Here is a 26100-nt window from a genome sequence, read left to right as displayed (position 1 = left end):
GTTTCAAGCCGCTGTTTTGACCGCGCCCGGCGGCTGGCCGGCCCAGGCGCGTGCGATCAGGTCTCGGATGGCGTCGCGCTCCAGCGGGCGCGGATTCCAGTAGGCGTCGGTGACGGCAAGATCGGCCGCCTTGTCGATGCCGCTTTCGGGCATGCCGACATCGCGCAGCGCCAGCTTTGCACCCAGCCGCCTGGCGAGATCATAAAGTCCTTGCGAAGCATCGGCCGCACCGGTTGCGCGGGAGATACGCGACATCGCATCGGGGACAGCCGGCGCGTTGTAGGCCAGCGCATGCGGCAGCACGATCGTGTGCGTCTCGGCGTGCGGCAGATCAAAAGTGCCGCCGAGCGTATGGCAGAGCTTGTGATGCAGCGCCATGCCGACGGTGCCGAGGCAGACGCCGCACAGCCAGGCGCCATAGAGCGCCTCGGTGCGGGCCTCGCGGTCGTCGCTTTTGGCGGCGATGGCGGGCAGGGCACGCGCCAGCGCGCGGATGCCTTCTTCCGCCATCAGCGACGTCACGGGATTGAAATCGCGCGCGTAAAGCGCCTCCACGGCATGCGCGATCGCATTGATGCCCGATGTCGCAGCCAGGCTTGCCGGCAGGGTCAGGGTGAGGTCGACATCATAGATCACGGTCTCCGGCAGGATCGCCGCGTCGCGCACCGTGGTCTTCAGGCCGTTCTCGGTCTGGCCGACGATCGGCGTCATCTCCGAGCCGGCATAGGTGGTGGGAATGCAGAGCTGGTTGATGCCGGTGCGCAGCGCGAGCGCCTTGCCGAGACCGGTGGTCGAGCCGCCGCCGAGCGAGACGACACAGTCGGCCTCGCACGCCTTCATCGCGGCGAGCGCGCGCTCCGTGACCTCGACCGGGGTATGCATGGTGGCGCCGGGAAAGATGCCGGCGTAGAGCGGGCCGAGCGCCGCCCCCAGGCTCTTGCCTTGAGCCTCCTGCTGCGGCGTCGTCAGCACCAGCGCACGCTTGCCGCCGAGCCGCTCGACCTCGGCCTTGGCGCTGGCCAGCGTTCCGCTGCCGAACACGACGCGGCACGGCAGGTTTTCAAAGGTGAACGAACCGATCATGCGCCGGTCTCTTTGATGGGATAATCGACCTGGAAACGTCCGATCCGCAAGTCGCCAAGCGCCTCGCGCACGCGCAAATGTTCAGGGTGATTGGCATAGGCGCTGAGCGCCGCCTGGTCGGTGAACTCGGAGAACAGAACCACGTCGCAGGCGTAGTCGACAGCGCTGACGTCCATGCCGACCTCGATATGGGTGAGGCCGTCGATCCGGCCCTTGAGGCCCTCGAACAGGGACTTGACCTTGATCCGGGCGGCGGACCGCTCCTCTGGGGTCTCCCCGCGCAGCCGCCACATCACGATGTGCCTGATCGGGCCCGACATTTCCTGATTTCCTCGCCTGCATTGTGCTTTGTTGAGGCCATTTTGCCTTGCAGAAATCGGAAATAAAGGTTAAAATTTGTAAGTCTCTTTTCCTGTTTTCGAAAAAATGGACCGGCTGCTCCAACTCGAAGTCTTCTCCAAAACAGCCGAGCTCGGCAGCCTGTCCAAGGCCGCCGAAATGCTGCGGATGTCGAATGCGGCCGCCAGCCGCCATCTCAGTGCGCTGGAGGAGCGCCTTGCGGTGCGGCTGATCGAGCGCAACACGCGCCGACAATGGCTGACCGAGGCAGGGCAGGAGCTTTTGCAGCGCTGCAGCACGCTGCTGAACGAGCTCGCCGAGGCAGAAGACGCCGTCTCCGATCGCGCCTTGTCGCCGAAGGGCATGCTGCGCGTGACGAGCTCGCTCTCCTTCGCGATGATCTATCTCGCGCCGATGCTGCCCGCCTTCCGCGCGCTCTATCCTGATCTCGGCGTGCAGATCATCAGTGCGAACCGCTATCTGGACTTCATCGAAGCCGGCATCGACGTCGCGATCCGCACGCGCGAGCACGAGCCGGATTCCAACATCGTCGTGCGCCGCATCGGCCAGATGCACCGTGTTCTCGCGGCTGCCCCCTCATATCTGGAGAAGCACGGCCTGCCGGAGCACCCTGCCGATCTCGCCCGCCACAACATGCTGATCTACAACCTTGCCAACGATCCCTATTCGCTGCGGCTAAGCAAGGGCAACACGACGCAGACCGTCCGGATCGCGCCCACGCTCGACAGCAATGACGGCCAGATCATCTGCGGCGCGGCGCGCGCGGGGCTCGGCATCCTGATCCAGCCGCTCTACATTGTGCAGAGCGACATCGCGGCCGGCCGGCTGGTGCCCGTCCTGAGGGGCTGGGAGCTGCCGCTGCTCACCATGAACATCGCCTACCAGAACCGCGTTCGGCTGCCCGCCAAGATCAGGGTCTTTTCCGATTTCCTCGTCACCCACATCCGCGAGCATTCGGAGCCGGGGATATGGATCGACGCGGCCAAGTGAGCGGGGCGCATTCATGTATGTCGGAGTCGATCTCGGCACCTCGGCGGTCAAGACCGTTCTCGTCGACGATGCCCAGCGTGTGATTGCAAGCGAGAGTCGGCCGCTCGCGAGCGCCTCGCCGCAATCGGGCTATTCCGAGCAGGACCCCGCGCAGTGGATCGATGCGACCTTTGCCACGCTGGACGCCCTCAAGGCGTCGCATGGAAAAGAGCTGGCGGCGGTCGTAGGCATCGGACTGTCCGGCCAGATGCATGGCGCCACTCTGCTCGATGCGAGCTCGAGACCCTTGCGGCCCTGCATCCTCTGGAACGACGGCCGCTCTGCCGCCGAGTGCCGTATCCTGGAGCAGCGCTGGCCCGCCCTGCGCGCGACGACTGGCAACAAGGCGATGGCTGGATTCACCGCGCCAAAACTGCTCTGGATCGCGACGCACGAGCCTGACATCTTTGCGGCGACGAAACTCGTCCTGCTGCCAAAAGCCTATTTGCGCCTGGTGCTGTCAGGCGAGGCCATCGAAGATGTCTCGGACGCATCGGGATCGCTGTGGCTCGACGCCGCGCGCCGGGACTGGTCGGACGCGGCCCTGGCGGCGACCGGTCTGTCGCGCGATCACATGCCGCGTCTGGTCGAAGGATGCGCGCCGGCAACGACGCTGCGCAGCGAACTCGCGCGGCGTTGGGGCATGGCCAGACCGCCGATCATCGCGGGCGGGGCCGGCGACAATCCGGCCGGCGCCGTCGGCATCGGCGCGATCGAGCCGGGAACCGCATTCGTGTCGCTGGGCACCTCGGGTGCCTTGCTGGCGCCGACCAACAGAATAGCCGCCAATCCCGATCGCGTCGTGCACACGTTCTGTCACGCCGTTCCCGGCATGTGGATTCAGGCCGGCGCGATCCTCTCGGCCGCCTCCTGCCTCGCCTGGGCCGCGCGACTGTTCGGCGTCACCGAGGCCGAGTTGCTGGCGCCGCTTGGAGCTCGCCCGCTGGCGCCGTCGCCGGTGAGCTTCCTGCCGTATCTCGCGGGCGAGCGGACGCCCCACGATGATCCCGCCATACGCGGCATGCTCGACGGTTTGAGCCACGGCACCGATCGCGGTGCGATCGTGCAGGCGGTGCTCGAGGGTGTTGCGTTCGCGCTCGCCGATTGCCGCGACGCGCTCGCGGATGCCGGCATTCCGATTGCGGAAGCCGATGTCATTGGCGGCGGTTCAAGGTCTTCATTCTGGCTTGCGGTGCTGGCCAATGTATTGAATATTCCGAGCCATCGTTTCGCCGGAGGCGAGACCGGCGCGGCGTTCGGTGCGGCAAGATTGGGGCGGCTTGCTGTCACGGGTGAGGCGATCGCGGCCGTGTGCACGCGGCCTCGGCGCGTGGAGACGTTTGAACCCGACGCTGGACTGGTCGATGCCTATGCCGAGCGGCTTCCGGCCTGGCGTGAACTGTATCGGCCGCGCCATTAGTTTCGCCTTAAAGCTGCATTCCCGTCTGTTCGGTATTGCCCTGGCTTGCGGCCTTTTGTTTAATGCGTGAACCGCGCGGACAATAATCGAGACGCGGGAAGGAAACGCATTGTGCGCCGGGAGGCACGATGAACGATCCGATCCTCGAGATGCGCGGGGTGTCAAAGACCTTCTTCGGGATCAAGGCGCTGCGTGCCGTCGATCTCACCGTCTATGCCGGCGAAATTCATGCCCTGATGGGGGAGAACGGCGCCGGCAAGTCGACGCTGATGAAGATCCTGTCCGGCGCCTACCGGCCCGATCCCGGCGGCGAGATCCGCATCGAAGGAAACCCGGTTCGGATCGAAGGTCCGCTCGGCGGTCGCACCGCCGGCATCTCCATCATCTATCAGGAACTGTCGCTGGCGCCCAATCTCAGTGTTGCCGAGAACATCTATTTGGGACGGGAGATGTCGCGCGCAGGCTTGCTGGCCCGCGGCGAGATGCGTGACGGCGTCGGGCCGATCCTGAAGCGGCTGGGAGCGGACTTCCTGCCGTCGACGCTGGTGGCGCACCTGTCCATGGGCCAGCGGCAGCTGGTCGAGATCGCCCGGGCGCTGCACGCCCGATCAAAAATCCTGATCATGGATGAGCCGACCACCTCGTTGTCGGCTGCCGAAAGCGAGCGGCTGTTCGCGCTGATCCGCCAGCTACGCGCCGAGGGGCTTGCCATCATCTACATCTCGCACCGCATGGACGAGGTCTACGCGCTTGGCGACCGTGTCACCGTGCTGCGCGACGGCCGGCTGGTCGGCTCGCTCGACAAGCCTGAGATCCGCGCCGACACCATCGTCCGCCTGATGGTCGGGCGTGACGTCTCCTCGTTCTACAAGAAGGATCACGATCCGGAGGCGGGACGGGGACATCCCGTGCTCGCCGCGATCGACATGGCCGACGGCCAGCGCGTCAAGGGTTGCTCGCTCACCGTGCATGCGGGCGAGGTGGTCGGGCTTGCCGGCCTGATCGGCGCCGGCCGCACCGAGCTTGCGCATCTCATCATCGGCGCGGCGTCGAAAACCTCCGGCCGGCTCGAGCTGGAGGGAGGCCCGGTCGAGATCCGCACGCCGGGCGAGGCGCTCGATGCCGGGATCGCCTATCTGACCGAGGACAGGAAGGCGCTTGGCCTGTTTCTCGACATGTCGTGCCTCGACAACATCAATCTCGCCGTACTCGGACGCGATGCGAAGCTCGGCTGGGTGCTGGATCGCGACAAGGCGCGTGAGCGCGCCGACCGGGCCTTCGCAGGCCTCAGCATCCGCGCCGCCAATGTCGGCGTTCCCGCCGGAGGCCTGTCCGGCGGCAACCAGCAGAAGGTGCTGCTGTCGCGGCTGCTTGCCATTGCCCCGAAGGTGCTGATCCTCGACGAGCCCACGCGCGGCGTCGACGTCGGTGCCAAGTCCGAAATCTATTCGATCATCGACAATCTCGCCAAGGCCGGCACCGCGATTCTCGTCATCTCGTCCGATCTGCCCGAGACCATCGGCATCTGCGACCGCGTCGTGGTCATGCGTAGCGGGCACATCGCCGGCGAGGTCAGGCGAACCGCGACGGCGCCGTTGAACCAGGAAGACATCATGGCGCTTGCCACGGGGATGGAGCATCTCGATGCCTGACAATGCGGCTTCGGAGGCCAAGCCCGCCCCGACGACGACCAACGGCGCCGCCGCAGAGACAAGGCGCCAGCGGATGCGGATGCTGATCAGCGCACTCGGCATGCTGCCGGTGCTGCTGATCCTCTGCATCGGCTTCCACGTGCTGTCCGAGGGCCGCTTCTTCACCGGACAAAATCTCGGCATCGTGCTGCAGCAGGCCGCGGTGAACACGGTGCTAGCCGCAGGCATGACCTTCGTCATCCTCACCGGCGGCATCGACCTGTCGGTCGGCTCGATCCTGGCGGCCTCCGCGATGGCCGGGTTGACACTCTCCAAGATGCCGGAACTCGGGTTGCTGTGGCTGCCGGCTGCGCTGCTCACGGGCCTCGGCTTCGGTATCGTCAATGGCGCGCTGATTGCCCTGCTCCGACTGCCGCCCTTCATCGTCACGCTCGGCTCGCTCACCGCCGTGCGCGGCCTGGCGCGACTGCTCGGCGCCGACACCACCGTGTTCAATCCCTCCATTCCCTATGCCTTCATCGGCAACGGCTCGCTGACGCTCGTTCCCGGCGTCGCGTCGATCCCGTGGCTCTCGGTGATCGCCCTGCTCGTCATCCTCGTCTCGTGGCTGGTGCTGCGCCGGACCGTGCTCGGCGTGCACATCTACGCGGTGGGCGGCAACGAGAGCGCGGCGCGGCTCGCCGGCATCAAGGTCTGGGCGGTGCTGATCTTCGTCTACGGTGTCTCCGGCCTTTTCGCCGGGCTCGGCGGCGCCATGCAGGCGGCGCGGCTCTATGCGGCCAATGGCCTGCAGCTCGGTCAGTCCTATGAGCTCGATGCGATCACCGCCGTGATCCTCGGCGGCACCTCCTTCGTCGGCGGCATCGGCTCGATCTGGGGCACGCTGGTCGGCGCGCTGATCATTGCCGTGCTGTCGAACGGGCTCATCCTCATCGGTGTCTCCGACATCTGGCAATATGTGATCAAGGGCCTGGTGATCATCGGCGCCGTGGCGCTGGACCGGTACCGGTTGCAGGGCTCTGCCAGAACCTGAAGGTTCGGTGCGCACCCGAGGGACGATGCCTTGATGCGAGATTCCGTTGCGGCAACTGGTCTGCCGCGCCGGGGACGAAGACCGACCAGGGAGGAAGTCCATGTTGAAGACGATCACGTTCGCCGGCGCCGCGATGGCGCTCGCCCTCACCACCGCGCCGTCCTTCGCCAAGGAGCTCAAGTCGATCGGCGTCTCGCTGGGATCGATGGGCAACCCGTTCTTCGTCGCGCTGTCGAAGGGCGCCGAGTTCGAGGCGAAGAAGACCAATCCCAATGTGAAGATCACGGCGGTCGGCTTCGAATACGACCTTGGCAAGCAGGTCACCCAGATCGACAATTTCATCGCCGCCGGCGTCGACCTGATCCTCTTGAACCCCGGCGATCCCAAGGCGATCGGGCCCGCGATCAAGAAGGCGCAGGCGGCTGGTATCGTCGTCGTCGCCGTCGACACCGCGGCCGAAGGCGCCGATGCCACCGTGACCACGAACAACGTGCAGGCCGGCGAGATCTCCTGCCAGTACATCGTCGACAAGCTGGGCGGCAAAGGCGACGTCATCATCGAGAACGGACCGCAGGTCTCCGCCGTGATCGACCGCGTCGTCGGCTGCAAGAACGTCTTCTCGAAGAATCCCCGCATCAAGGTGCTGTCCAGTGACCAGGACGGCAAGGGCTCGCGCGAGGGCGGCCTCACCGTCGCGCAGGGTTATCTGACCCGCTTCCCCAAGATCGACGCCATCTTCGCCATCAACGATCCGCAGGCGATCGGCACCGACCTTGCTGCGCGTCAGCAGAACCGCACGGGCATCGTCATCACCGCGGTGGACGGCGCGCCCGATATCGAGGCCGCGCTGAAAGATCCGCAATCGCCGCAGATCCAGGCCTCGGCTTCGCAGGACCCATTCTTCATGGCGCGGCGGGCCGTGCAGATTGGTGTCGGCATTCTCAATGGCCAGAAGCCGGCCTCCACCGTCGAACTCCTGCCGTCCAAGCTCGTGACCAGGGATAACGTCGCCGAGTACAAGGGCTGGACGTCGGATCGCTCGCAGTAAGACGCGGTCCGCACGACATGACGGGCGGCGTTCGATCGACGGCGCCCGCCGTCGATACGCGTCCTCTGAGCGGCCGGTCGAGCTTGCCAGGCCGCCTGTTGTGTTAGCGTGGCCCGCCGCGCCTCCGGTGTGCGCGCGTCGTCATGTTCACGCCGGCGGACGCAAATGGCTGGATGCGTTTCGCGATGCCGTCGATACCGCCGAGCGGGAAATGCGGGCCGCGGCTCGAGGCATTCCAGATCCTTCGCGAGCTACGAACTCCGATACCAGCTCGCCAGATTCCACGTGATGGTGTCCCAGCCCGAGATGTCGGTCATCAGGCTGTTGACCCCGGCGTTGACGACGTGGCGCGAGAGCAGCGGCAGGAACACGTGGGCCTCGCAGAAGATTTCGTCGACCTTCATCAGCAGCGCGGCGCGTTTGACCGGGTCGAGCTCGTTCTGCGCGGCCTTGTAGGCCTTGTCGGCTTCCGGATCGGAATAGCGCGAATTGTTGCGGCCGAGCCATTTGTTGTCCTTGGTGGCGATCTCCCAGGAAACGCACTGGTTCAGCAAGCGCTCCGGATCGGGCTGCGGCTGCGTCGTGTTGTACATCTCCATGTCGGCGTAGAATTTCGAATAGGTGTCGGGGTTGCCGACATCAGAGGAGAAGAACACCGATGCGGTGACCGCCTTGACCTCGATCTCGATGCCGGCCTTCTGGCAGGCCTGCTTGATGATGGCCTGCGTCTTCTGCCGCGGGCCATTGGTCGAGGTCTGGAACACGTATTTGAGCTTCTTGCCCTCCTTCTCGCGGATGCCATCCGCACCCCTGGTCCAGCCCGCCTCGTCGAGGATCTTGTTTGCCTTGTCGATGTCGAACTCGTATTTCAGCTTGGGGGACTTGAACTGCTTGGGCGCGTTGACGAAACTCGCGGTTGCGAGGGCGGCGCGCCCGTAGATGAACTTTTGGATCGAATCGCGGTCGATCAGGAGATTGATCGCGCGGCGAACGGCGGGATCGGACAGCGTCGGGTGCTTGGTCTTGACGCTCGAACGTTCGCCGTCGACCTCCGTCCAGGGGTCCGTCGTGTTGAGGATGATGAACTCGACGTTGCCGGAAGGCGTGATGTCGAGCTTGCCTTTGCCGCCCGCCTCCATGCGCTTGAGGACCTCCTCCTCCACCTGCATGTTCCAGGCGAAGTCGTATTCGCCGGTCTGCAGCACGGCGCGCGCCGCAGAGACCGCATCGCCGCCGCCCTTGACCTCGAGCGTGTCGAAATGCGGCTGGTTCTTGATGTGATAGTCGGGATTGCGTTCGGCGCGGATCAAATCGCCCGGCTTGAACTCGACGAATTTGTATGGGCCGGTGCCGACCGGCTTCAGATTGCCGGGAGCCTCGCGTGATTTTGCGCCGATATAATCGCCGAAATGATGCTTCGGCAGGATCTGGCCGACCTGGCCGCCGACGAACGGGTCGGCCCAGAACGGCGTCGGCGCCCTGAAGATCACCTTGACGGCGTGGTCGTCGATCTTCTCGACCTTGATGTCCTTGTAGGAGCCCGTGGTGTAGGCGGCGGTTGCGAGATCGGCTGCGTATTGCCAGGTGAAGATGACGTCGTCGGCTGTGAAGGGCTTGCCGTCATGCCATCTGACGCCCTGCTTCAGCTTCCAGATCACGCTCATGCCGTCGGCCGCAAGGCCGCCGTTCGCCTTGGTCGGAACCTCTGCGGCAAGGCAGGGGACGAGATTGCCGTCCTTGTCCCAGCCGGCGAGCGGCTCGAAAAAGATGCGCGAGGCGATCTGGTCCTTGGTGCCGAGCGCGAAATGAGGATTGAGCAGGGTGGGCGCCTGCCAGAGCAGGATCTTGAGCGCGCCGCCGCCGCCGGCCTTGGTCGGCTTGTATTCGAGCGTAGCATCCGCCATCGCCACGTCGTTCCAGAGCAGGATCTGGCTTGCGACCGGCGCTGCGATGCCGACCGCAGCCATGGTCCGGATGAACGAGCGACGCGACAGTGTGCCTTGCTTCACCTCCGCGATCAGACCCCGGATGTCGTTTTCGTTCATCAGATGACCTCCACCTTCACACAGAAAGTCGTTACCGGCATGCAAGTTACGTGCACTCTAGCCTGGGACGTCTGATGTCGTGGAGTCAAAGCCATCCCCTGCGGCGAAATGACGAACCCCCACGTGAGGTGCGCGTTCCGGGGTGACCGGCTGCGTCGCACGAACATGGCCCGGCTCTTGCCGGCCAGTATGACGGATATGTATAAACATCATACTGGAGGTGGCGTGGTTCGGTCAGGTGATGTCGCTAGGCGGGCGTTCGAGCCCGGCGTGCTGTTCGGTGGGCTGATCGCCGCCAACCTCGCCGCATGGGCCTTCGCCTTCGCAGCGTTCGGCGACCGGCCGGCCGTGATGGCGACCGCGCTGCTGGCCTGGGTGTTCGGCCTGCGCCATGCCGTCGATGCCGACCACATCGCCGCGATCGACAATGTCGTGCGCAAGCTGATGCAGGCGGGCGATACGCCGCGCCGGGCCGGTCTCTATTTCGCGCTCGGCCATTCCACCGTGGTCCTGGTCGCGACCATGCTGCTCGCGCTCGGCGTCGTGAGCCTCGGCGGCGACAGCCTGCTCAAGCAGATCGGCGGCCTGATCGGCACCTCGGTGTCGGCGCTCTTCCTGCTAGTGATCGCGGCCATCAATCTCGCCATCTTCGCCGGCTTGTGGCGGACCCTGCGCGAGGTGCGCGAGCGGGGCATCCATGACGCCGCGCAGCTCGAGGCGATGCTCGCCGCCCGCGGCTTCACGGCGCGATTGCTTCGCCCGATGTTCCGCCTCGTCACAAGAACCTGGCACATGTATCCGCTCGGCCTGCTGTTCGGGCTCGGCTTCGATACTGCGACCGAGATCGGCCTGCTCGGCATCTCCGCCACCGAAGCCGCGCGCGGCGTATCGCTTGCACAGGTGCTGGTCTTTCCCGCGCTGTTTGCCGCCGGCATGGCGCTGGTCGACACGGCGGACTCCGCGCTGATGGTGAGCGCCTATCGCTGGGCCTTCGTCGATCCCTATCGCAAGCTCTGGTACAACCTCACCATCACCGGCGCCTCCGTCGCGGTCGCGCTGCTGATCGGCGGCATCGAGGCGCTCGGCCTGATCGCGGATCGGCTCGGCCTCTCGGACGGGCCGTGGTCGCTGGTTGAGACCCTCAACGACTCGCTCGCCAATGTCGGCTTTGCCGTAATCACGTTGTTCGTGATCGCATGGCTGCTCTCGGTCGTGCTCTATCACCGCTTGGCTCCCAACGACCGGCGGCGCATGGTCGATCCTGGCGAGCTGAGCAGGGATGCCGCGCCGGGGTGATCGCACCTCAGTGTGTCGTTGCGGCAACAATCGGCGGCTTTCCGCGATCCGTGGCCAGATCAAAATTCCCGGCGCCCTTGCGAACAGCCAACTCGCGCCAACATAGCCTCCGGTACAGATCACCCGCCAAGAGGGCAGGTGAAACAGACGGCTGTCGACAGCGAGAGAGCATCATGCGCGCGTTCTTCCGAATCGCGTTCGTTCTATCCGCCCTGTGGTTTTCTGCTCATCCGAACGCATCCCGGGCCCACGCGATCATCGTCTCGTCCTCGCCGGTATCAGGCGCGACAATATCCGGCGACACCGTCGCGATCCGCCTGCACTTCAACAGCCGGATCGATCGCGCACGCTCCAAACTGACGCTGCTGGCTCCGGACGGTGCGGCGCGCGCCCTGACGCCGGCGCCCGATGCGCCCGCCGACGAGCTCAATGCCGATGCGACGCTGCTGCCGGCCGGGGCATGGCACCTGCGCTGGCAGGTGCTCAGCGTCGACGGTCACATCACCCGCGGCGACATTCCGTTCACCATCCACTGACGTGTACCTGCTCCTCGACATCTTCGGCTATCTGTCGGTTGTCCTGCGGGGCCTGATCCTGATCGCCCAATCGTTCACGCTTGGCGGGCTTGCCTTTCAGTTGTTGCTGTGGGGGCCGCTGCAGCCGAAGCTCTCGGTCTATGGCCTCATGATCGAGGAGAGATGCCGCACGTTCCTGCGGTTCAGCGCCTTTGCATGGGCGTTCCTCACCGTCGCGTCCCTCGCGCTCAACGCGGCTGCGCTGGTCGGGACGCTCCAGGTGCCCTGGAGCGAGGCCGTCGGTGCCGATTTCGGCCGCGCCGACCTCGTCATCGCGACCTGCGCATTGGGCATGGCAATCCTGGCCAACGGTCCGGCGCACCGGCTGCGGTCGGCCGCGCTTGTTGCCTTGTCGATGCTGGCGCTGGCGATGCAGACCCGGCTCACGCATGCGGCGAGCCGGCCGGAAGTGCGCTGGCCGCTGCTGCTGTCCGACGCCGGCCACATGGCGGGGGCGGCGGTCTGGATCGGCGGTCTGCCTTATTTCCTGATCGCGCTGAACGGCTGCAAGGATGCCGGCGACTGGCGCCTGATCGCGCGCCGCTATTCGTTGATGTCGATGGCCGCGGTCGCGGCGATCGTCTGCGGCGGCCTCGTCATGGCGGCGAACTATATCGGCTCGGTTGCTGCGATCTACGGCACAGCCTATGGCGTCATGACCCTGGCCAAGCTCGGCCTGCTCCTGATGCTGCTGATGCTTGGCGCGGGCAACTACTTCCTCGTCGAGCGGCTGCGCCGCGACCCCACGACGCCGATCTTCCGCCTGAAGCGTTTCGCCGAGGTCGAGATCGGCATCGGACTCACCGTGCTGCTTGCCGCCGCGTCGCTCACCTCATTGCCGCCCGGCGTGGATCTTCCGCACGATCGCCTCGCCTGGCATGAGATCGTCGAGCGCGCCACGCCGCAATGGCCACCGCGCCTGGCCAGCCCGGACTACGACAAGCTCACCGTCGCGCAGCTCCAGGCCAGGATCACGCTTGCTGATGCCGGGCGCGCCAACGCACAGGCGGCCTACGTTCCCGGCGAGGGCACGATCCTGCCGCGCAACGCAGAGGATATCGCCTGGTCGGAGTACAATCACCACTGGGCCGGCGTCTTCGTGGTGTTGATCGGTCTCCTGGCGCTCATCGAGCATTTCCGCTGGGGCCGCTGGGCGCGGCACTGGCCGCTGCTCTTTCTCGCGATGGCCGCCTTCCTGTTCTTCCGCGCCGACGAGCAGGCCTGGCCGCTCGGCCCAGCCGGCTTCTTCGAGTCGCTGCGCGATCCCGAGGTGGCGCAGCATCGCATCTTCGTGCTGCTGATCGCCGTGTTCGGCCTGTTCGAATGGCGCGTGCGCTTGCGCGGCAGCAAGGCCGGGCCGGCGGCCCTGGTGTTTCCCCTGACCACGGCGCTCGGCGGCGCACTGCTGCTCACGCACTCCCATGCGATCGCCAACATCAAGGACCAGTTGCTCATCGAGATGAGCCACACCCCCCTTGCGCTGTGCGGCGTCGGCGCCGGCTGGGCGCGCTGGCTCGAGCTCCGACTCGAGGGACGAGTCAGCCGTGCGGCGGCCTGGATCTGGCCGGTCGCCTTCATCCTGGTCGGGCTGATCCTGCTGGAATACCGCGAAGCGTAAGGCCGCTCCGTATCAGTCGTACTGATCCGGCCCCATTGCCCACGACGTCTGGTCGTGCCCGTACGCGTAATTGCGGTTGTTGACCGCAGGGTTGCGATTGACCATCGGCCGCATGAACATCGGATGGGTCGCGCTGCGCACCTCGTGCTCGACCGTGAACAGCGGCTTGCCGCTGTCGAGGTCGACGATGTCGCAGAAGCGATATTGATACTGGTTGTCCTCGCGCGAGATCAGATTGCGCGCGAGCAGCTTGCGGTAGGGGCCGGAGAAATCGGTGATGTACATCTGCACGTGGTGCCCGTCATAGTCGCCCGGCGGCCGGTCGGTCTCGCGAAACAAGAGGTGCTGGTCGCGCCCGGTCTTCACCGCCGCAACCGCGCCGTCGCCATTGCGCAAGCTGGCGGGCATGCCCATCACCTCCGGATAGAAGGTGCTGATCGCAGGCGCCGTTCCGATCGGCACGTCGAACTCGACATAGGGGATGCCGAGCGTGATACGGCCGAAGCGCACCGCGTCCGGCTCGTAAACGCGCATGCGGTTGCCCCACGGGCACACGGCCTCGACATGGTCGTTGTGCTCGGCGAAGGTGAAGGCCGTGCCTTCGAGCTTCTTCGCGACCGATGCCAGTCGCGCCAGCAGTGCCTCGCGTCCTTCGATGACGAGCCCGGTATGGCCGCGCAGCACCTGCGGCCTGCCGCTCGGCAGGTGGAACTGGCTCCGTCCGGCGTTGATCCACATGTTGGTGTCGGACACCATCAGATAGGGATCGCGGGTGAGCCCCAGTCCCGTGACGTAGAATAGTGTCGCCAGGCGCTGGTCCGGGACCTGGATGTTGACGTGCTCGAAATGAATCGCGTTGCCGAGATCTTCTGCGGATCGATCGAATTGTTGCGGCATGGCTGTGTGCTCTGGGTGAGGGGACGGGCGGGCCATAGTAGAGCACAATTTCCGTCAGCCGAAACGATTCGGCGATCGCATATCGAGGGCGGCCATCACGCCTTCGCCACCTTGCCGCGGCGACCAGTCCCTGTAATCTGGGCAAAAGACATCAAGGAAGGGATTGATGGGGGGAGTTCTGGAAGGCGTGCGCGTCCTCGATTTCGGGCGCTATATCGCGGGACCGTATTGCGCGACCCTGCTGGCCGAGTTCGGCGCCGAGGTCATTCGCGTGGAGAAGCGCGACGGCAGCGAGGACCGCTTCGTCGCGCCGGTCGGTGAGGGCGGCGAAGGCGCGCTGTTTCTTCAGATCAACCGCAACAAGAAGTGCATCACGCTCGATCCGATGAAATCGGAAGGGCAGGAGGTGATGCGCCGTCTGATCGCGACCGCCGACGTCGTCGTCGCCAATCTGCCGCCGCAGACCCTGCGCGCGATGAAGCTCGACTACGACTCGCTTCGCGCGATCAAGCGGGACATCATCCTGACGACCGCAACGGCGTTTGGTGGGCCGGGACCGTGGTCCGATCGCGTCGGCTTCGACGGCGTCGGTCAGGTCATGTCGGGCTCGGTGTACATGACCGGCGCCGGCGATCCGCCTTACCGGGCCGCGGTGAACTGGGTCGATTTCGGAACCGCGCTGCACTGCGCGTTCGGGACGCTTGCCGCGCTGATCGAGCGCGGAAAGTCCGGCCGCGGGCAGATCGTCGAGGGCGCGCTGCTGGCCACCGCGCTGTCCTTTACCAATGCCACGCTGATCGAGCAGGCCGTCATCAACGTCAACCGCGTGCCGACCGGAAATCTCGGTCAGACCGCAGCGCCCGCCGACATCTACCGCACCAGGGACGGCTGGGTGCTGTGCCAGGTCACGGGACATCCGCTGTTCAAGCGTTGGGCGAAGCTGATGGGCGAGGAGGAGCTGTGGTTGAACGAGCCCGCGCTTTGCCGACGACATCAGCCGCGGCAACAATGGCGCCGTCATCAGCGAACGAATGGCGCGCTGGTGCGCCGAGCGCACCATGCAGGAAGCCGTCGACACGCTGGGCAAGGCGATGATTCCCTCCGGGCCCGTGCTGAGCCCGCAACAGGCGCTGGATCATCCGCACATCCGTGCCGCCGGTTTCATGCAGGACGTCGACTATCCCGGCTTGCCGAAACCTGCGCCGGTGATGCGTGCCGCCGTGCGGCTGTCGGAAACGCCGGGAGAGATCGCGGCGCGCCCGCCCACGCTCGGCGAACATACCGATCGCGTCCTCGCCGAGCTCGGCTACGACGCAGCTGCCATTGAAGCACTTCGGCGGAGCGGCATCGTTTAGCGGATGTTGCGCGGCGGATGGACTGGACCGCCGGCTGAAACGTTCAGGCGGCGGTCCAGGGCGATCTAGAGGAGCTTGGGGAAGTTCTAGGGCTGCGAGGCAACGCTAACCCGCTCCGTGCAAACGCATCAAGTTTCGTAGCGTTGCTCCGGCGCCAGATTCGTTGCCGCGGCCCGCAAATGACCACACATGGCGTCCGAGACCGTCGATTGCGCGTGCATCAAGGCCCATTCGCAAGCGTGAGCGCGGCCTCGACCGCGTTCTCCAGAATCTCGTCCGACAATCGCCTGTCGTTCACGGCGCGCGACAATTGCAGCGCGCCGACCATGGTCGCATAGGCCACGATGGCCTTGCGGCGCCGCTCCGTGGCCGGTCCGTCCGGCATTTGCTCGGCCATCAGCGCGATGATGTCGGACATCTTCGCGGTGAAGGCCTCGCGTGTCGTCTTCGGGTGCCGCGCGATCTCGGATACGAGCGCCGCGGTCGGGCAGCCGGTCGCCGCGCGGTCGCGATGGCGCGGCGAGAGGTAGTCGCGGATCGTGGTGGCGAGCGTGATCCCGTTCGCGAGATTGTCCTTGTGCCGTTGCTCGCGCCGTTCCAGCGCATCCAGCAGCACCGCGCGCACCAGATCCTCCTTGGATTCGAAGTGCGTGTAGAAGGCGCCGTTGGTGAGGCCGGCCGCCGACATGATGCCGGCAAGCCCGACCGCGGCGATGCCGCTCTCGCGGAACTGTGCCGATGCGACGTCAATAATATGTCGCCGCGTCGCGTTCCTGTGTCCCTTGTCGTAACGCGCCATCGCGCCTCCTTGTGGCCTTTCGCGCCGGCCACGAAATCGTGAGGCAGGGCCTCATTGCATTACGATCATAATAATACATTATGGTCATAATGCAATGGGCGGCCGACCGGCGGTCCGAGAGATAAAAAGGGATCGCGCCCATGTCAGTCGAGGATGCCGCCGCGCGGCCCTTGTCCGCTCCGAAGTTCGTGGCCCGCGCTGCAGCGCCGCTTCGCCAGGCGGCGGTAGCGACCCCGAGCGTGGCCGAGCAGAGGCGCGCGGCATTGCTCACCGCGCCCATTCCTCCGACGTTGCTCCGTCTCGCCGCGCCGACCGTCACGGTCCTGGTGGCGCAGACCGCGGTGAACATCGCGGAGGCGTACTATGTCGGCTTCCTCGGCACCGACGCGCTGGCGGGCGCCGCGCTCGTGTTCCCCATCTTCATGCTGATGACCATGATGTCGAATGGCGGGTTCGGCTCCGGCGTTGCATCCTCCGTCGCCCGCGCGGTCGGCGCCGGCCGCCGCGACGACGCGGAGGCGGCGCTGTTTCATGCCGTGCTGCTCGCGATCATCGCGGGCGGCGTGTTCACGTTGGGCGTGACCTTCGGGGGGCCACATCTTTATCACGCCCTCGGCGGCACGGACGGTGCGCTCGCTGCCGCCACCACCTATTCCAATTATCTGTTCGCCGGCGCCATCCCGGTGTGGATCGTCAACCTCCAGGCGGCGGCGCTGCGCGGCTCCGGCAATGTCAGGGTGCCGGCGCTGGTGACGCTGGTCGGCGCGATCGTGACCATTCCGGTCTCGCCAGCGCTGATCTTCGGCTTCGGGCCGATTCCGCGGCTCGGCATTGGCGGCGCCGGCGTCGCCTTCGGTCTTTATTACGGCGCGGCTATGCTGTTCCTGCTGCGCTACATGGCGTCGGGAGCGACCGGCCTGAAACTCCACGTCGTACCGTTGCGTGCAAGAATCTTCGGTGACATGCTGAAGGTCGGCATTCCGACCGCGCTCAATGCCGTGCTGACCAATCTCACCGTTATCCTCGTCACCGGCGCGGTCGGCCTGTTCGGCACTTCTGCGCTTGCCGGTTATGGCATTGCCTCGCGGCTCGACTACATCATGATCCCGCTGCTGTTCGGTATCAGCACGGCGACGCTGACCATGGTCGGCGTCAACATGGGGGCCGGGCAGCTGGCGCGGGCGCGGAAAATCGGCTGGATTAGCGGCGTCGTCGGCATGGCCATGACGGGCACGATCGGCCTCCTGGTCGCGATCGTCCCGACCGCCTGGCTGCACCTCTTCAGCCACGAAGCCGAGGTGGTGAGCGAGGGCATGACGTATCTTCGCATCGTCGCGCCCGCCTATGCCGCGCTCGGCTTCGGCTTCGTGACGTCCTTCGCAGTCCAGGGCACCGGTCGAGCCATGGGCCCGCTCGCGTCCTCGGTCGTGCGTATCCTGATCGCGGCCGGCGGCGGCTGGATCGCGGTGGCAGGCTTTGGTGCCGGCATGGCGGGACTCGCCGCCATGATCACGATCTCGCTGCTCGCCTATGCGGCGATTTGCGCGCTGATCATGCTATCGCCATCGACTTGGCGATCCGAATAGAGGCCGTTCACCTGATGCTGGTGACGCCGATGGCCAGCACCGACATCAGCAGCACGTTGGTCAGCAGTTCCACCGCCGCCTTCGGCTCAGCCAGCCAGCGCGAGACCTCTTCGGCGAATGAGAGTATCGCATCGGCGAACATCGGTGCGCTGTCCCGCCGTGATCCGCCTCAGGCTGGCGGGAGGTGCCGTTGTGGGCCGTGAATTCGTTTCCTATTTTGCGCCGAATGGAGAAGGTGTTCTTCGCCGTGCCGTGCCAATATGGATTTCCTTTTCATTGATTTCGCGCCGCGGAGAAGCGAATACGGCTCCAATGACTGTCGTTGAGTGATGGAGACCAAGATGTCGTTTCGCCTTCCGCTGATCCTTTCGGCCGTGCTTGCCGCATGGTCCGCCGCAGCCGCAGCCGAGACCATCAAGATCGGCGTGACGCCGGGGCCGCATGCGCAGATCCTCGAAGCCGTGAAGCCGATCGCCGCCAAGCAGGGCCTCGACATCCAGCTGCTCGAGTTCTCCGATTACGTGGTGCCGAACGCCGCGCTCGATGCCGGCGAGATCCAGGCCAATTCGTTCCAGAACCAGCCTTACCTCGACAACCAGAAGGCCGACCGCGGCTACAAGATCGAGGCCGTCGGCCTCACCGTGAACTTCCCGATCGGCGTCTATTCGAAGAAGCACAAGTCCTTCGCCGATATCCCCGAAGGCGGCAAGGTCTCGATCCCGAACGATCCGACCAATGGCGGCCGCGTGCTGCTGCTGCTCCGCGACAAGGGCGTGATCAAGCTGAAGGACGGCACCGGCTTCAAGCCGACCGTGCTCGACATCACCGAGAATCCCAAGAAGCTGAAGTTCATCGAGGTCGATGCGGCGCAGGCTCCGCGCGCACTCGACGACGTCGACGCAGCCGCGATCAACACCAACTATGCAACCCAGGCAGGCCTCGATCCGGTCAAGGACCCGATCCTGCGCGAGGACCCGAAGGGGCCCTATGTCAACCTGATCGCGGTTCGCGCCGCCGACAAGGACAAGCCCTGGGTCAAGATCCTCGTCGACAGCTATCACACGCCCGAGGTGAAGGAGTTCGTCCTCACCAAGTTCAAGGGCGCGGTGCTGCCGAGCTGGTAGGCAGTCTGCCCCCCCGGAGTCCGGTGCAAGGGCGATCCGAGGGGCAGCCGTGCGTATGAGCCCTGCGCAATGCCCGCTTGTCTGGAACTGCGGCAACCGACATCATCGGGGGCGTGGCAATCCTCGCCCGACAGGGATCGTATGAAACGCTTTGCAAACCTGAAACGCCTGGGCTTCTTCACGCGACTGCTCGACGAGGCGCCGGCGGCGGACCGCTATCGCTTCGCGGCCGAGCAGATCGTGCGCGCCGAGAAGGCCGGGCTCGATTCCGCGTGGATCGCGCAGCATCATTTCCACGAGCGCGAGGGCGGTCTGCCGTCGCCCTTCACCTTCCTCGGCTATGTCGCAGCCCGAACCTCGCGCATCCGCCTCGGCACCGGCATCGTCACGTTGCCGTTGGAGAGTGCGGTGAGGGTGGCGGAGGACGCTGCGGTGCTCGATCTCCTGTGCAACGGCCGCTTCGAGCTTGGCGTCGGCACCGGCGGCAACCCGTCGGCCTTCGCCGCCTTCGGCCTCGACGGCGCCCAGCGCAACGAGATTTTTGCGCGCAATCTGGGCATCGTCCGCAAGGCACTGACCGGAAAGCCGCTCGACGGCGGCGACACGCTCTATCCGCAGCGGCCGCAACTGGACAAGCGGATCTGGCAGGCGACATTCTCCGTCGCCGGCGGCGCCCGCGCCGGCAAGGCCGGCGATGGCCTCCTGCTGTCGCGCACCCAGCCGCGATCCAAGGACGCGCCGAAGGCGACGCTCGCCGAGATCCAGAACCCGATCATCGACGCCTATCTCGAAGCGCTGCCGCCGGGCCGCGAGCCGCGCATCATGGCCTCGCGCAGCGTCTTCGTCGCCGACGATCATCGCGAGGCGATGCGGCTTGCCGATATCGGACTGCGCCGCGCTCTGCCGCAATTCATGAAGGGCGGTCACCTTCCGCCGGGCGAGACGCTGGAGGAGATGATCGCGGCGTTCGACACCCATGTCGGCGCTGCCGACGAGGTGATCGCCTCGCTCCGCACCGATGCCACGCTGGAGCGGGTGACCGATCTGGTCTTCCAGGTGCATTCGGTCGACGCGCCGCATCCCTACGTGCTGCGCTCGATCGAGCTGGTCGCGGAGAAGGTCGCGCCCGCGCTGGGTTGGGTCAGGACCGCCGCACCCGACGTGGCGTTGGCGGGCTAGCCCCGGCTCGACGGAATTGGATAAGGCTGACTGATGAGCACGAACGACATCATCGACACGCTCGCCGGCATTGAGCCGGGATCGGCTCTGGATGCCATCCGCGCGCGTCGCCTGCAGGCGCGCGAGAACGCGCAGAAGAGCTATCTCTCGCTGTTCGAGCCGATCGACGCCGGGGATTTTTCGCGTGCCGAACGCGCCGCGGTCGCAGCCTTCGTGACAGGGCTCCACGGCGAGTCCCCCGTCGCCGCCTTCTATCGCGACAAGCTTGCAGCGAATGCGGATGGCGCGGGGCTGGTCGAGCCGATCCAGATCGAGATCGGGCGTGGCAAGACCTCCGGTCCCTATGGCGCCTTTCCGGCCGGACCGTTGTCGGTCGAGAACAAGGCCGGCTTGATCTATCGCGTCAGCGCGGAACGTAAACCGCAGCTCGGTGCCCGGCTGGTTACGGCGTTCGAGCATGCGCATCTCCTGGTCTTCCGCCCGCGCGATGCCACATCCGCCGACATGAAGGCGCTGCTGGCCGCCGGCTGGTCGGAGACCGGCATCGTCACGTTGTCGCAGCTCGTTGCGTTCCTGTCGTTCCAGGTGCGCGTCGTCAGCGGCTTGCGCACGCTCGCAGCGGCAAGCGCGTAGGAGGCAGCAATCATGAGCACCGTCAATCCGCCGGTCGTTTTCACCCAGGACGAGCTCGGCTGGGTGTCGTGGATCGACCCGCTGCCCGAAGCCGAGCTGACGGAGCGGCATTTCGCCGGTCTCGTCGATCGCGCCCGCGCCAAGTCGGAGTATTTCCGTCTGCTGGTACGCGACCCCGAAGTGCTGGAGGCCCGTACCAAGACCGACAAGGACATCTTCTACAACGTTGCCGACGGCCTGCCCCGCGCCGAGCGCGAGCTCGCAGCGGCTGCGACCTCGCGCTACAACGGCTGCATCTATTGCGCCTCCGTTCATGCCCGCTTTGCCAGCACCTATTCCAAGCGCCGCGACGACGTGCAGCGCCTGCTCGACGAAGGCGTTGGTGCCGATCTCGGCGAGCGCTGGAATGCCGTGGTGAAGGCCTCGGTGGCACTGGCCGAGACGCCGATCGCCTTTGGCCCTGACAATATCGCGGAACTGCGCCGCGCCGGTCTCGACGATGCCGAGATCGTCGACGTCATCAATGGCGCCTCGTTCTTCAACTGGGCGAACCGGCTGATGCTGTCGCTCGGTGAACCCTCGAAATAGGGAACCGGCATAGAAATTGCTGCTTGTAACAACTGAAGTTAACAACTGAAGTGGATGGAGCCGTGCATGAGCAACATCGATCGTCGTACCCTGGTCAAGGGCTCGCTCGCCGCCATGATGGCGGGCGCGGCCTTCTCGCGTAGCGCGTTTGCGCAATCTTCCGAGCCGATCCTGCTCGGCGTCAGCGGGCCCCTGACGGGACCGAATGCGCAATATGGCACGCAGTGGAAGCAGGGCTTTGACCTCGCGCTCGACGAGATCACGGCTGCCGGCGGCATCAACGGGCGCAAGCTGGCCTACCAGTTCGAGGACAGCCAGAGCGACCCGCGCCAGTCGGTGGCGATCGCGCAGAAGTTCGTGTCCGATCCCCGCATCGTCATGGAGCTCGGCGATTTCTCCAGTCCCGCCTCGATGGCGGCATCGCCGATCTACCAGCGTGCCGGCCTCGTGCAGTTCGGCTTCACCAATTCGCATCCTGACTTCACCAAGGGCGGGGACTTCATGTGGAGCACCTCGGTCAGTCAGGCCGACGAGCAGCCGCTGCTGGCGTCCTATGCGGTGAGGCGCCTTGGCCTGAAGAAGCTCGCTGTGCTGCATCTCAACACCGATTGGGGCCGGACCAGCCGCGACTATTTCGTCAACGCCGCCAAGGAATATGGCGCCGAGATCGCGGTCACTGAAGGCTACATTGCCGAAGAGCGCGACTTCCGCTCCACACTGGTGCGCGTGCGCGACGCCAATCCGGATGGGCTGATCCTGATCTCCTATTATTCCGACGGCGCGTTGATCGCGCGGCAGGCGCGACAAGTCGGCCTGAAGCAGGTGATCTGCGCGGCCAGCTCGGTCTACTCGCCGAAATTCCTGGAGCTTGGCGGCGAGGCGGTCGAGGACGTGCATGTCGGCACGCGCTATTTCCCGGAAGACCCGCGGCCAGAGGTGCAGAAATTCATCACCGGCTTCAAGAGGAAGTACAACGGGATCGAACCTGACGCTTTCAACGCCTACGCCTACGACGCCATGAACATGGCGGCCGCCGTGGTGAAGATCGGCGGCACCGACCGCAAGGCGATCCGCGACGCCTTCACCAAGGTCAAGGACGTTCCGAGCGTCATCTTCGGCACCGCGACGTTCGACGTCGCGACCCGCCGCGTCAAGGGTGCCATGAACGCCGAGCTGGTCGTGCGCAAGGGCCAGTTCACGCTCTGGGACGGCAAGCCGACCTGACCTGATGGCCGGGCCAAAGCATGATCCGGAAAAGTGCGAAGCGGTTATCCGGAAAGATCATGCGTAAAAACAAACTAAAGCGCGATGGTCTCATCGCGCTTTCGGGCTCCGGCCGCTTCCTCTTGAGTGGGACCATCGCGTGTCTTCCTGGCTCGACTACACGATCAACGGGCTGATCGTCGGCAATGTCTACGCTCTCGTTGCGGTCGGGCTCGCGCTGATCTTCGGCGTCAGCCGCCTGATCAACTTCGCGCAAGGCTCGATCTATCTGGTCGGCGCCTATATCGGCTGGGTCGCGGTGGTGCAGCTGCATACTCCGCTGCCGCTCACCATCATCGTGGTGGCGGCGGCCGCGGCGGTGGTCGGACTGATCATCGAGCGGTTCGGGCTGCGTCCGCTGCAGAACTCGGTGCGCATCGCGCCGCTGCTCGCGACCATCGGCATCAGCTTCGTGCTCGATCAGCTGGTGATGCTGACCTTCTCGCCCAATCCGCGCGCGCTGCCGAGCCAGCTGCCGGACGTGCGCTTCCAGCTCGGCGGCGGCACCATTGGTCCGCTCGATCTGCTGATCGCCGGCGTCGGCCTCACCAGCGCGCTCCTGCTGTTCGTGTTCCTGCGCTACAGCAAGCTCGGCTGGGCGGTGCGCGCGGCCTCGCAGGACCGCGACGCCGCGATGCAGATGGGCGTCGACGTCAACCGCGTCAATCAGGCGGTGTTCGGCATTGCGGCTGCGCTCGGCGGCGTCTCCGGCATGCTGGTCGGCATGTACTACAACCAGATCGACACCGCGATGAGCCTGCAGGCGACCCTGAAGGGTGTCGTCGCCGAGGTCGTCGGCGGTGCCGGCAACGTGCCGGGGGCGGTGATCGGCAGCCTGCTGCTGGGCCTGGTCGAGAGCTACGGCGTCGCCGTGTTCGGCACCAGCTACCGCAATCTGTTCGCGTTCCTGCTGCTGGTCGTCGTGCTCGTGCTGCGGCCGAACGGATTGTTCGCCAGCGCGCGGCAGGCGCCGCCCGAGCCGCTCACCGGCACCTTCATCGCGCCGAGCCGCCCCGTGCGCATTCCGCGCTGGACCTTGGCTGTCGCCGCCGCCGGCTTTGCCGTCCTGCCGTTCTTCCCGGTGTCGTTCTACGTGCTCCAGACGCTGATCAACGCCTGGCTGCTCGGCATGCTCGCGCTCAGCCTGACGCTGGTTGCAGGCACGATGGGACAGGTCTCGCTCGGGCACGCCGCATTGCTTGCGATCGGCGCTTACACTTCCGCGCTGCTGTCGCTAACTCTCAATGTCCCGGTCAGCCTGGCCATCATCGCCGGCGGCCTGACGAGCGCGGCGCTCGGCACGCTCTTGATCTCGCCGTCCTTCCGCCTGCGCGGGCACTATGTCTCGATCGCGACCCTGGCCATCGGCGAGATCGTCTCGCTGGTGATCCTGAACTGGGAGAGCGTCACGCGCGGTCCGATCGGCGTCTCCGGCATCCCGCCGCTGTCGCTGTTCGGCTACGACCTGATCAGCCCGTCCTCGATCTACTGGTTCAGTTTTGCGGTGATGGTCGTGCTGGCGCTGCTGCAAGGACGCCTGCTCACGTCGCATCTCGGCCGCAGCTTTCGTGCGATCCGCGACGATGACATCGCCGCGCGCGCCTACGGCCTCAGCCTCAACCGCTACAAATCGCTCGCCTTCGTCTTCGGCGGCTTTGCGGCCGGCGTCAGTGGCGGCATCGCCGCGCATCTCTATTCCTACATCAACCACGAGACCTTCAACACGCAGCAATCGATCCTGGCGCTGACGGTCGTCATCCTCGGCGGCCTCGGCAACGTGGTCGGTGCGATCGTCGGGGCGGTGGCGCTGGTCGGCCTGCCCGAGGTGTTCCGGATCGCGGCGGAGTATCGCATCCTGATCTACGGCATCGTGCTGCTGTTGCTGGTGCGGTTCAGGCCGCAGGGCCTGCTGGGGACGCTCTGATGGCGGAGCAGTACAATCCCATGCTGTCCCTGCGCGGGCTGACGCGCCGCTTCGGCGGTCTCACCGCCGTCGATGCCATCGATCTCGATCTCGCCAAGGGCGAACTGATCAGCATCATCGGCCCGAACGGCGCCGGCAAGACCACGCTGTTCAACCTCGTGACCGGGCTCGACCGGCCCGACGCCGGCACCGTGCGCTTCGAAGGCCAAGACATCACAGGTCTCTCGCCGGAGCGTCTCGCCGCCGAAGGCATCGCGCGCACCTTCCAGCTCGGCCGCGTCTTCGGCAATCTCAGCGTCATGGACAACGTCCTGATCGGCGCGCATACGCGCTTGCGCGCGGTGAAGCCGGCCGTGCCGGTGATCGGTCCGCTGCTCGAACTGGGCCTCGCGCTGCTGCGTCCCGCGAGCGTTAAGGCGGAGGAGGAGCGGCTGCGCGAGGAGGTGAAGGCCATCCTCGCGCGCTTTGGCGAACGGTTGCTGCCGCGCATCGATCAGCCGGCCTATAGCCTTTCCTACGCGAACCGTCGCCGCGTCGAGATCGCCCGCGCGCTCGCGCTGAAGCCGCGCCTCTTGCTGCTCGACGAGCCGACCGCCGGCATGAACCCGACCGAGACCGCGGAGATGCAGGCGCTCGTCGCCGAATTGAAAGCCGAAGGGCTGACCATCCTCCTGATCGAGCACAAGTTGGAGATGGTGATGCGCCTGTCCGACCGCGTCATCGTCATGGACGAGGGCAAGAAGATCGCGGAAGGGCCGGGCGAAGAGGTGCGGAACGATCCCAAGGTGATCGAGGCCTATCTCGGCCACGGGCTGTCCGGGACGGCGGAGCAGGAGAGCGCGGCATGACGAGCGTACCCGAACCGCTGCTGGCGCTATCCAACGTCAACACCTTCTACGGACAGGCGCAGGTGCATTTCGACCTGTCGATCACGGTCGCGCGAGGCCACATCGTCTGCCTGCTCGGCGGCAATGCCAGCGGCAAGTCGACGACGATGAAGATCATTCTGGGACTGGTGAAGCCGCGCTCGGGCGAGGTGACGTTCGACGGCGCTTCGCTGATCGGGCTGACGACGCCGCAGATCGTCCGCCGCGGCGTCGCCTCGGTGCCGGAGGCGCGGCGGCTGTTCGCGGACATGAGCGTCCGCGAGAACATTTTGATGGGCGCCTTCGTGCGCAACGACCGCGACGCGGTGGCGCAGGATCTCGACAGGATGCTCACGTTGTTCCCCAAGCTCGGCCAGCGGCTGTCGCAGCGCGCGGGCTCCCTCTCCGGCGGCGAGCAGCAGATGGTGGCGATGGCGCGCGCGCTGATGAGCCGTCCCAGGATGATCGTGATGGACGAGCCGACCATGGGCCTGTCGCCGCTCTATGTCGATCGCGTGCTGGAGCTCATCCGCGCCATCAACCAGGAGGGCGTGTCGGTCTTCATGGTCGAGCAGAACGCCAGCCTCGCGCTGGAGATCGCGCACGAGGCCTATGTGCTGCAGACCGGCAAGATCGTGCTGTCAGGTCCGGCCCGCGCGCTGAAGGACGATCCGCGCATCCGCGACGCCTATCTCGGCGGCTCCGAGGCGGCGTAGCGGTCTCACCC

Annotated in this window: 23 protein-coding genes and 1 pseudogene; 18 read left to right on the top strand and 6 right to left on the bottom strand. The window is 65.8% G+C overall.

Annotated elements, in window-relative coordinates:
• Positions 1-3: 3 nt before the first annotated feature.
• Positions 4-1083, bottom strand: coding sequence for a maleylacetate reductase (locus ACNJYB_RS30510; RefSeq protein WP_439370251.1), 1080 nt, complete (start codon positions 1081-1083; stop codon positions 4-6).
• Positions 1080-1403 carry a Dabb family protein gene (locus ACNJYB_RS30505; protein ID WP_439370250.1) on the bottom strand — a complete coding sequence of 108 codons (324 nt, stop codon included), beginning with the start codon at positions 1401-1403 and terminating at the stop codon, positions 1080-1082. The genes ACNJYB_RS30510 and ACNJYB_RS30505 overlap by 4 nt, the downstream gene beginning before the upstream one ends.
• A 106-nt stretch (positions 1404-1509) precedes the next feature.
• Between ACNJYB_RS30505 and ACNJYB_RS30500 the strand changes: the two genes are divergently transcribed.
• The 5 genes from ACNJYB_RS30500 to ACNJYB_RS30480 all read left to right on the top strand — a co-directional run bounded on the left by ACNJYB_RS30500 (position 1510) and on the right by ACNJYB_RS30480 (position 7625).
• The gene (locus ACNJYB_RS30500; protein ID WP_439370249.1) at positions 1510-2433 is read left to right on the top strand and encodes a LysR family transcriptional regulator; all 924 of its coding nucleotides are present in this window, start codon (positions 1510-1512) and stop codon (positions 2431-2433) included.
• Between the two features lie 13 nt (positions 2434-2446).
• On the top strand, positions 2447-3892 hold the full coding sequence (gene xylB, locus ACNJYB_RS30495; RefSeq protein ID WP_439370248.1) for a xylulokinase: 1446 nt from the start codon (positions 2447-2449) through the stop codon (positions 3890-3892).
• Positions 3893-4020: 128 nt separating this feature from the next.
• Entirely contained in the window at positions 4021-5544 is a 1524-nt protein-coding gene (locus ACNJYB_RS30490) for a sugar ABC transporter ATP-binding protein (protein WP_439370247.1), read from the top strand.
• Positions 5537-6577: an ABC transporter permease subunit gene (locus tag ACNJYB_RS30485; protein WP_439370246.1), complete on the top strand. Its 1041-nt coding sequence runs from the start codon at positions 5537-5539 to the stop codon at positions 6575-6577. The genes ACNJYB_RS30490 and ACNJYB_RS30485 overlap by 8 nt, the downstream gene beginning before the upstream one ends.
• Positions 6578-6677: 100 nt before the next feature.
• Complete coding sequence (locus tag ACNJYB_RS30480) at positions 6678-7625, top strand: ABC transporter substrate-binding protein (RefSeq protein ID WP_439370245.1); 948 nt, start codon at positions 6678-6680, stop codon at positions 7623-7625.
• 251 nt (positions 7626-7876) lie between these two features.
• On the opposite strand, the gene ACNJYB_RS30475 is transcribed toward ACNJYB_RS30480, so the two are convergent.
• The gene (locus ACNJYB_RS30475; protein ID WP_439370244.1) at positions 7877-9670 is read right to left on the bottom strand and encodes a peptide ABC transporter substrate-binding protein; all 1794 of its coding nucleotides are present in this window, start codon (positions 9668-9670) and stop codon (positions 7877-7879) included.
• A 198-nt stretch (positions 9671-9868) separates the two neighbouring features.
• Here ACNJYB_RS30475 and ACNJYB_RS30470 point away from each other — a divergent pair, with 198 nt between their 5' ends.
• From ACNJYB_RS30470 to ACNJYB_RS30460, 3 genes are all read left to right on the top strand, one after another.
• Positions 9869-10966: a HoxN/HupN/NixA family nickel/cobalt transporter gene (locus ACNJYB_RS30470; protein WP_439370243.1), complete on the top strand. Its 1098-nt coding sequence runs from the start codon at positions 9869-9871 to the stop codon at positions 10964-10966.
• A 173-nt stretch (positions 10967-11139) separates the two neighbouring features.
• On the top strand, positions 11140-11502 hold the full coding sequence (locus ACNJYB_RS30465; RefSeq protein ID WP_439370242.1) for a copper resistance CopC family protein: 363 nt from the start codon (positions 11140-11142) through the stop codon (positions 11500-11502).
• Position 11503: 1 nt separating this feature from the next.
• Positions 11504-13159: a copper resistance D family protein gene (locus tag ACNJYB_RS30460; protein ID WP_439370241.1), complete on the top strand. Its 1656-nt coding sequence runs from the start codon at positions 11504-11506 to the stop codon at positions 13157-13159.
• A 12-nt stretch (positions 13160-13171) separates the two neighbouring features.
• On the opposite strand, the gene ACNJYB_RS30455 is transcribed toward ACNJYB_RS30460, so the two are convergent.
• The gene (locus ACNJYB_RS30455) at positions 13172-14056 is read right to left on the bottom strand and encodes a VOC family protein (RefSeq protein WP_439370240.1); all 885 of its coding nucleotides are present in this window, start codon (positions 14054-14056) and stop codon (positions 13172-13174) included.
• A gap of 166 nt (positions 14057-14222) precedes the next feature.
• Between ACNJYB_RS30455 and ACNJYB_RS30450 the strand changes: the two are divergent.
• A pseudogene (locus ACNJYB_RS30450) lies at positions 14223-15411 on the top strand (CaiB/BaiF CoA transferase family protein).
• 220 nt (positions 15412-15631) lie between these two features.
• On the opposite strand, the gene ACNJYB_RS30445 reads toward ACNJYB_RS30450, so the two are convergent.
• Positions 15632-16210 (bottom strand): TetR family transcriptional regulator, encoded by a 579-nt coding sequence (locus ACNJYB_RS30445; protein WP_439370239.1) that lies wholly within the window; start codon positions 16208-16210, stop codon positions 15632-15634.
• A 140-nt stretch (positions 16211-16350) separates the two neighbouring features.
• On the opposite strand from ACNJYB_RS30445, the gene ACNJYB_RS30440 reads away from it, so the two are divergent.
• Positions 16351-17796 (top strand): MATE family efflux transporter, encoded by a 1446-nt coding sequence (locus tag ACNJYB_RS30440; protein WP_439370238.1) that lies wholly within the window; start codon positions 16351-16353, stop codon positions 17794-17796.
• 7 nt (positions 17797-17803) lie between these two features.
• On the opposite strand, the gene ACNJYB_RS30435 is transcribed toward ACNJYB_RS30440, so the two are convergent.
• Positions 17804-17938 carry a hypothetical protein gene (locus tag ACNJYB_RS30435; RefSeq protein WP_439370237.1) on the bottom strand — a complete coding sequence of 45 codons (135 nt, stop codon included), beginning with the start codon at positions 17936-17938 and terminating at the stop codon, positions 17804-17806.
• A 187-nt stretch (positions 17939-18125) separates the two neighbouring features.
• Here ACNJYB_RS30435 and ACNJYB_RS30430 point away from each other — a divergent pair, with 187 nt between their 5' ends.
• The 8 genes from ACNJYB_RS30430 (at position 18126) to ACNJYB_RS30395 (ending at position 26089) form a co-directional block, all read left to right on the top strand.
• Positions 18126-18920, top strand: coding sequence for a MetQ/NlpA family ABC transporter substrate-binding protein (locus ACNJYB_RS30430; protein WP_439375682.1), 795 nt, complete (start codon positions 18126-18128; stop codon positions 18918-18920).
• 141 nt (positions 18921-19061) lie between these two features.
• Positions 19062-20099: a putative FMN-dependent luciferase-like monooxygenase gene (locus ACNJYB_RS30425; protein WP_439370236.1), complete on the top strand. Its 1038-nt coding sequence runs from the start codon at positions 19062-19064 to the stop codon at positions 20097-20099.
• A gap of 33 nt (positions 20100-20132) precedes the next feature.
• Positions 20133-20732 (top strand): CMD domain protein, encoded by a 600-nt coding sequence (locus tag ACNJYB_RS30420; RefSeq protein ID WP_439370235.1) that lies wholly within the window; start codon positions 20133-20135, stop codon positions 20730-20732.
• Between the two features lie 12 nt (positions 20733-20744).
• Positions 20745-21320 (top strand): alkylhydroperoxidase domain protein, encoded by a 576-nt coding sequence (locus ACNJYB_RS30415; protein ID WP_122401784.1) that lies wholly within the window; start codon positions 20745-20747, stop codon positions 21318-21320.
• A 66-nt stretch (positions 21321-21386) separates the two neighbouring features.
• The gene (locus ACNJYB_RS30410) at positions 21387-22544 is read left to right on the top strand and encodes an ABC transporter substrate-binding protein (RefSeq protein WP_439370234.1); all 1158 of its coding nucleotides are present in this window, start codon (positions 21387-21389) and stop codon (positions 22542-22544) included.
• 139 nt (positions 22545-22683) lie between these two features.
• Complete coding sequence (locus tag ACNJYB_RS30405) at positions 22684-24507, top strand: ABC transporter permease (protein WP_439370233.1); 1824 nt, start codon at positions 22684-22686, stop codon at positions 24505-24507.
• Entirely contained in the window at positions 24507-25355 is an 849-nt protein-coding gene (locus ACNJYB_RS30400) for an ABC transporter ATP-binding protein (RefSeq protein ID WP_439370232.1), read from the top strand. The genes ACNJYB_RS30405 and ACNJYB_RS30400 overlap by 1 nt, the downstream gene beginning before the upstream one ends.
• Positions 25352-26089, top strand: coding sequence for an ABC transporter ATP-binding protein (locus tag ACNJYB_RS30395; RefSeq protein ID WP_439370231.1), 738 nt, complete (start codon positions 25352-25354; stop codon positions 26087-26089). Before ACNJYB_RS30400 ends, ACNJYB_RS30395 begins: the two co-directional genes overlap by 4 nt.
• The last annotated feature ends 11 nt before the right edge of the window (positions 26090-26100 follow it).

This window comes from Bradyrhizobium sp. SMVTL-02, from assembly GCF_051853005.1.
Classification (GTDB): domain Bacteria; phylum Pseudomonadota; class Alphaproteobacteria; order Rhizobiales; family Xanthobacteraceae; genus Bradyrhizobium.
Note: the sequence above shows the minus strand (reverse complement) of the source record. Positions and strands in the feature narration are given on the sequence as shown.

What these genes read in the sequence shown, in the direction of transcription:
- ACNJYB_RS30510 (WP_439370251.1), bottom strand. Translation starts at nt 1,083, where the DNA reads ATGATCGGTTCGTTCACCTTTGAAAACCTGCCGTGCCGCGTCGTGTTC.
- ACNJYB_RS30505 (WP_439370250.1), bottom strand. Translation starts at nt 1,403, where the DNA reads ATGTCGGGCCCGATCAGGCACATCGTGATGTGGCGGCTGCGCGGGGAG.
- ACNJYB_RS30500 (WP_439370249.1), top strand. Translation starts at nt 1,510, where the DNA reads ATGGACCGGCTGCTCCAACTCGAAGTCTTCTCCAAAACAGCCGAGCTC.
- xylB (WP_439370248.1), top strand. Translation starts at nt 2,447, where the DNA reads ATGTATGTCGGAGTCGATCTCGGCACCTCGGCGGTCAAGACCGTTCTC.
- ACNJYB_RS30490 (WP_439370247.1), top strand. Translation starts at nt 4,021, where the DNA reads ATGAACGATCCGATCCTCGAGATGCGCGGGGTGTCAAAGACCTTCTTC.
- ACNJYB_RS30485 (WP_439370246.1), top strand. Translation starts at nt 5,537, where the DNA reads ATGCCTGACAATGCGGCTTCGGAGGCCAAGCCCGCCCCGACGACGACC.
- ACNJYB_RS30480 (WP_439370245.1), top strand. Translation starts at nt 6,678, where the DNA reads ATGTTGAAGACGATCACGTTCGCCGGCGCCGCGATGGCGCTCGCCCTC.
- ACNJYB_RS30475 (WP_439370244.1), bottom strand. Translation starts at nt 9,670, where the DNA reads ATGAACGAAAACGACATCCGGGGTCTGATCGCGGAGGTGAAGCAAGGC.
- ACNJYB_RS30470 (WP_439370243.1), top strand. Translation starts at nt 9,869, where the DNA reads ATGTATAAACATCATACTGGAGGTGGCGTGGTTCGGTCAGGTGATGTC.
- ACNJYB_RS30465 (WP_439370242.1), top strand. Translation starts at nt 11,140, where the DNA reads ATGCGCGCGTTCTTCCGAATCGCGTTCGTTCTATCCGCCCTGTGGTTT.
- ACNJYB_RS30455 (WP_439370240.1), bottom strand. Translation starts at nt 14,056, where the DNA reads ATGCCGCAACAATTCGATCGATCCGCAGAAGATCTCGGCAACGCGATT.
- ACNJYB_RS30445 (WP_439370239.1), bottom strand. Translation starts at nt 16,210, where the DNA reads ATGGCGCGTTACGACAAGGGACACAGGAACGCGACGCGGCGACATATT.
- ACNJYB_RS30440 (WP_439370238.1), top strand. Translation starts at nt 16,351, where the DNA reads ATGTCAGTCGAGGATGCCGCCGCGCGGCCCTTGTCCGCTCCGAAGTTC.
- ACNJYB_RS30435 (WP_439370237.1), bottom strand. Translation starts at nt 17,938, where the DNA reads ATGTTCGCCGATGCGATACTCTCATTCGCCGAAGAGGTCTCGCGCTGG.
- ACNJYB_RS30430 (WP_439375682.1), top strand. Translation starts at nt 18,126, where the DNA reads ATGGAGACCAAGATGTCGTTTCGCCTTCCGCTGATCCTTTCGGCCGTG.
- ACNJYB_RS30425 (WP_439370236.1), top strand. Translation starts at nt 19,062, where the DNA reads ATGAAACGCTTTGCAAACCTGAAACGCCTGGGCTTCTTCACGCGACTG.
- ACNJYB_RS30420 (WP_439370235.1), top strand. Translation starts at nt 20,133, where the DNA reads ATGAGCACGAACGACATCATCGACACGCTCGCCGGCATTGAGCCGGGA.
- ACNJYB_RS30415 (WP_122401784.1), top strand. Translation starts at nt 20,745, where the DNA reads ATGAGCACCGTCAATCCGCCGGTCGTTTTCACCCAGGACGAGCTCGGC.
- ACNJYB_RS30410 (WP_439370234.1), top strand. Translation starts at nt 21,387, where the DNA reads ATGAGCAACATCGATCGTCGTACCCTGGTCAAGGGCTCGCTCGCCGCC.
- ACNJYB_RS30400 (WP_439370232.1), top strand. Translation starts at nt 24,507, where the DNA reads ATGGCGGAGCAGTACAATCCCATGCTGTCCCTGCGCGGGCTGACGCGC.
- ACNJYB_RS30395 (WP_439370231.1), top strand. Translation starts at nt 25,352, where the DNA reads ATGACGAGCGTACCCGAACCGCTGCTGGCGCTATCCAACGTCAACACC.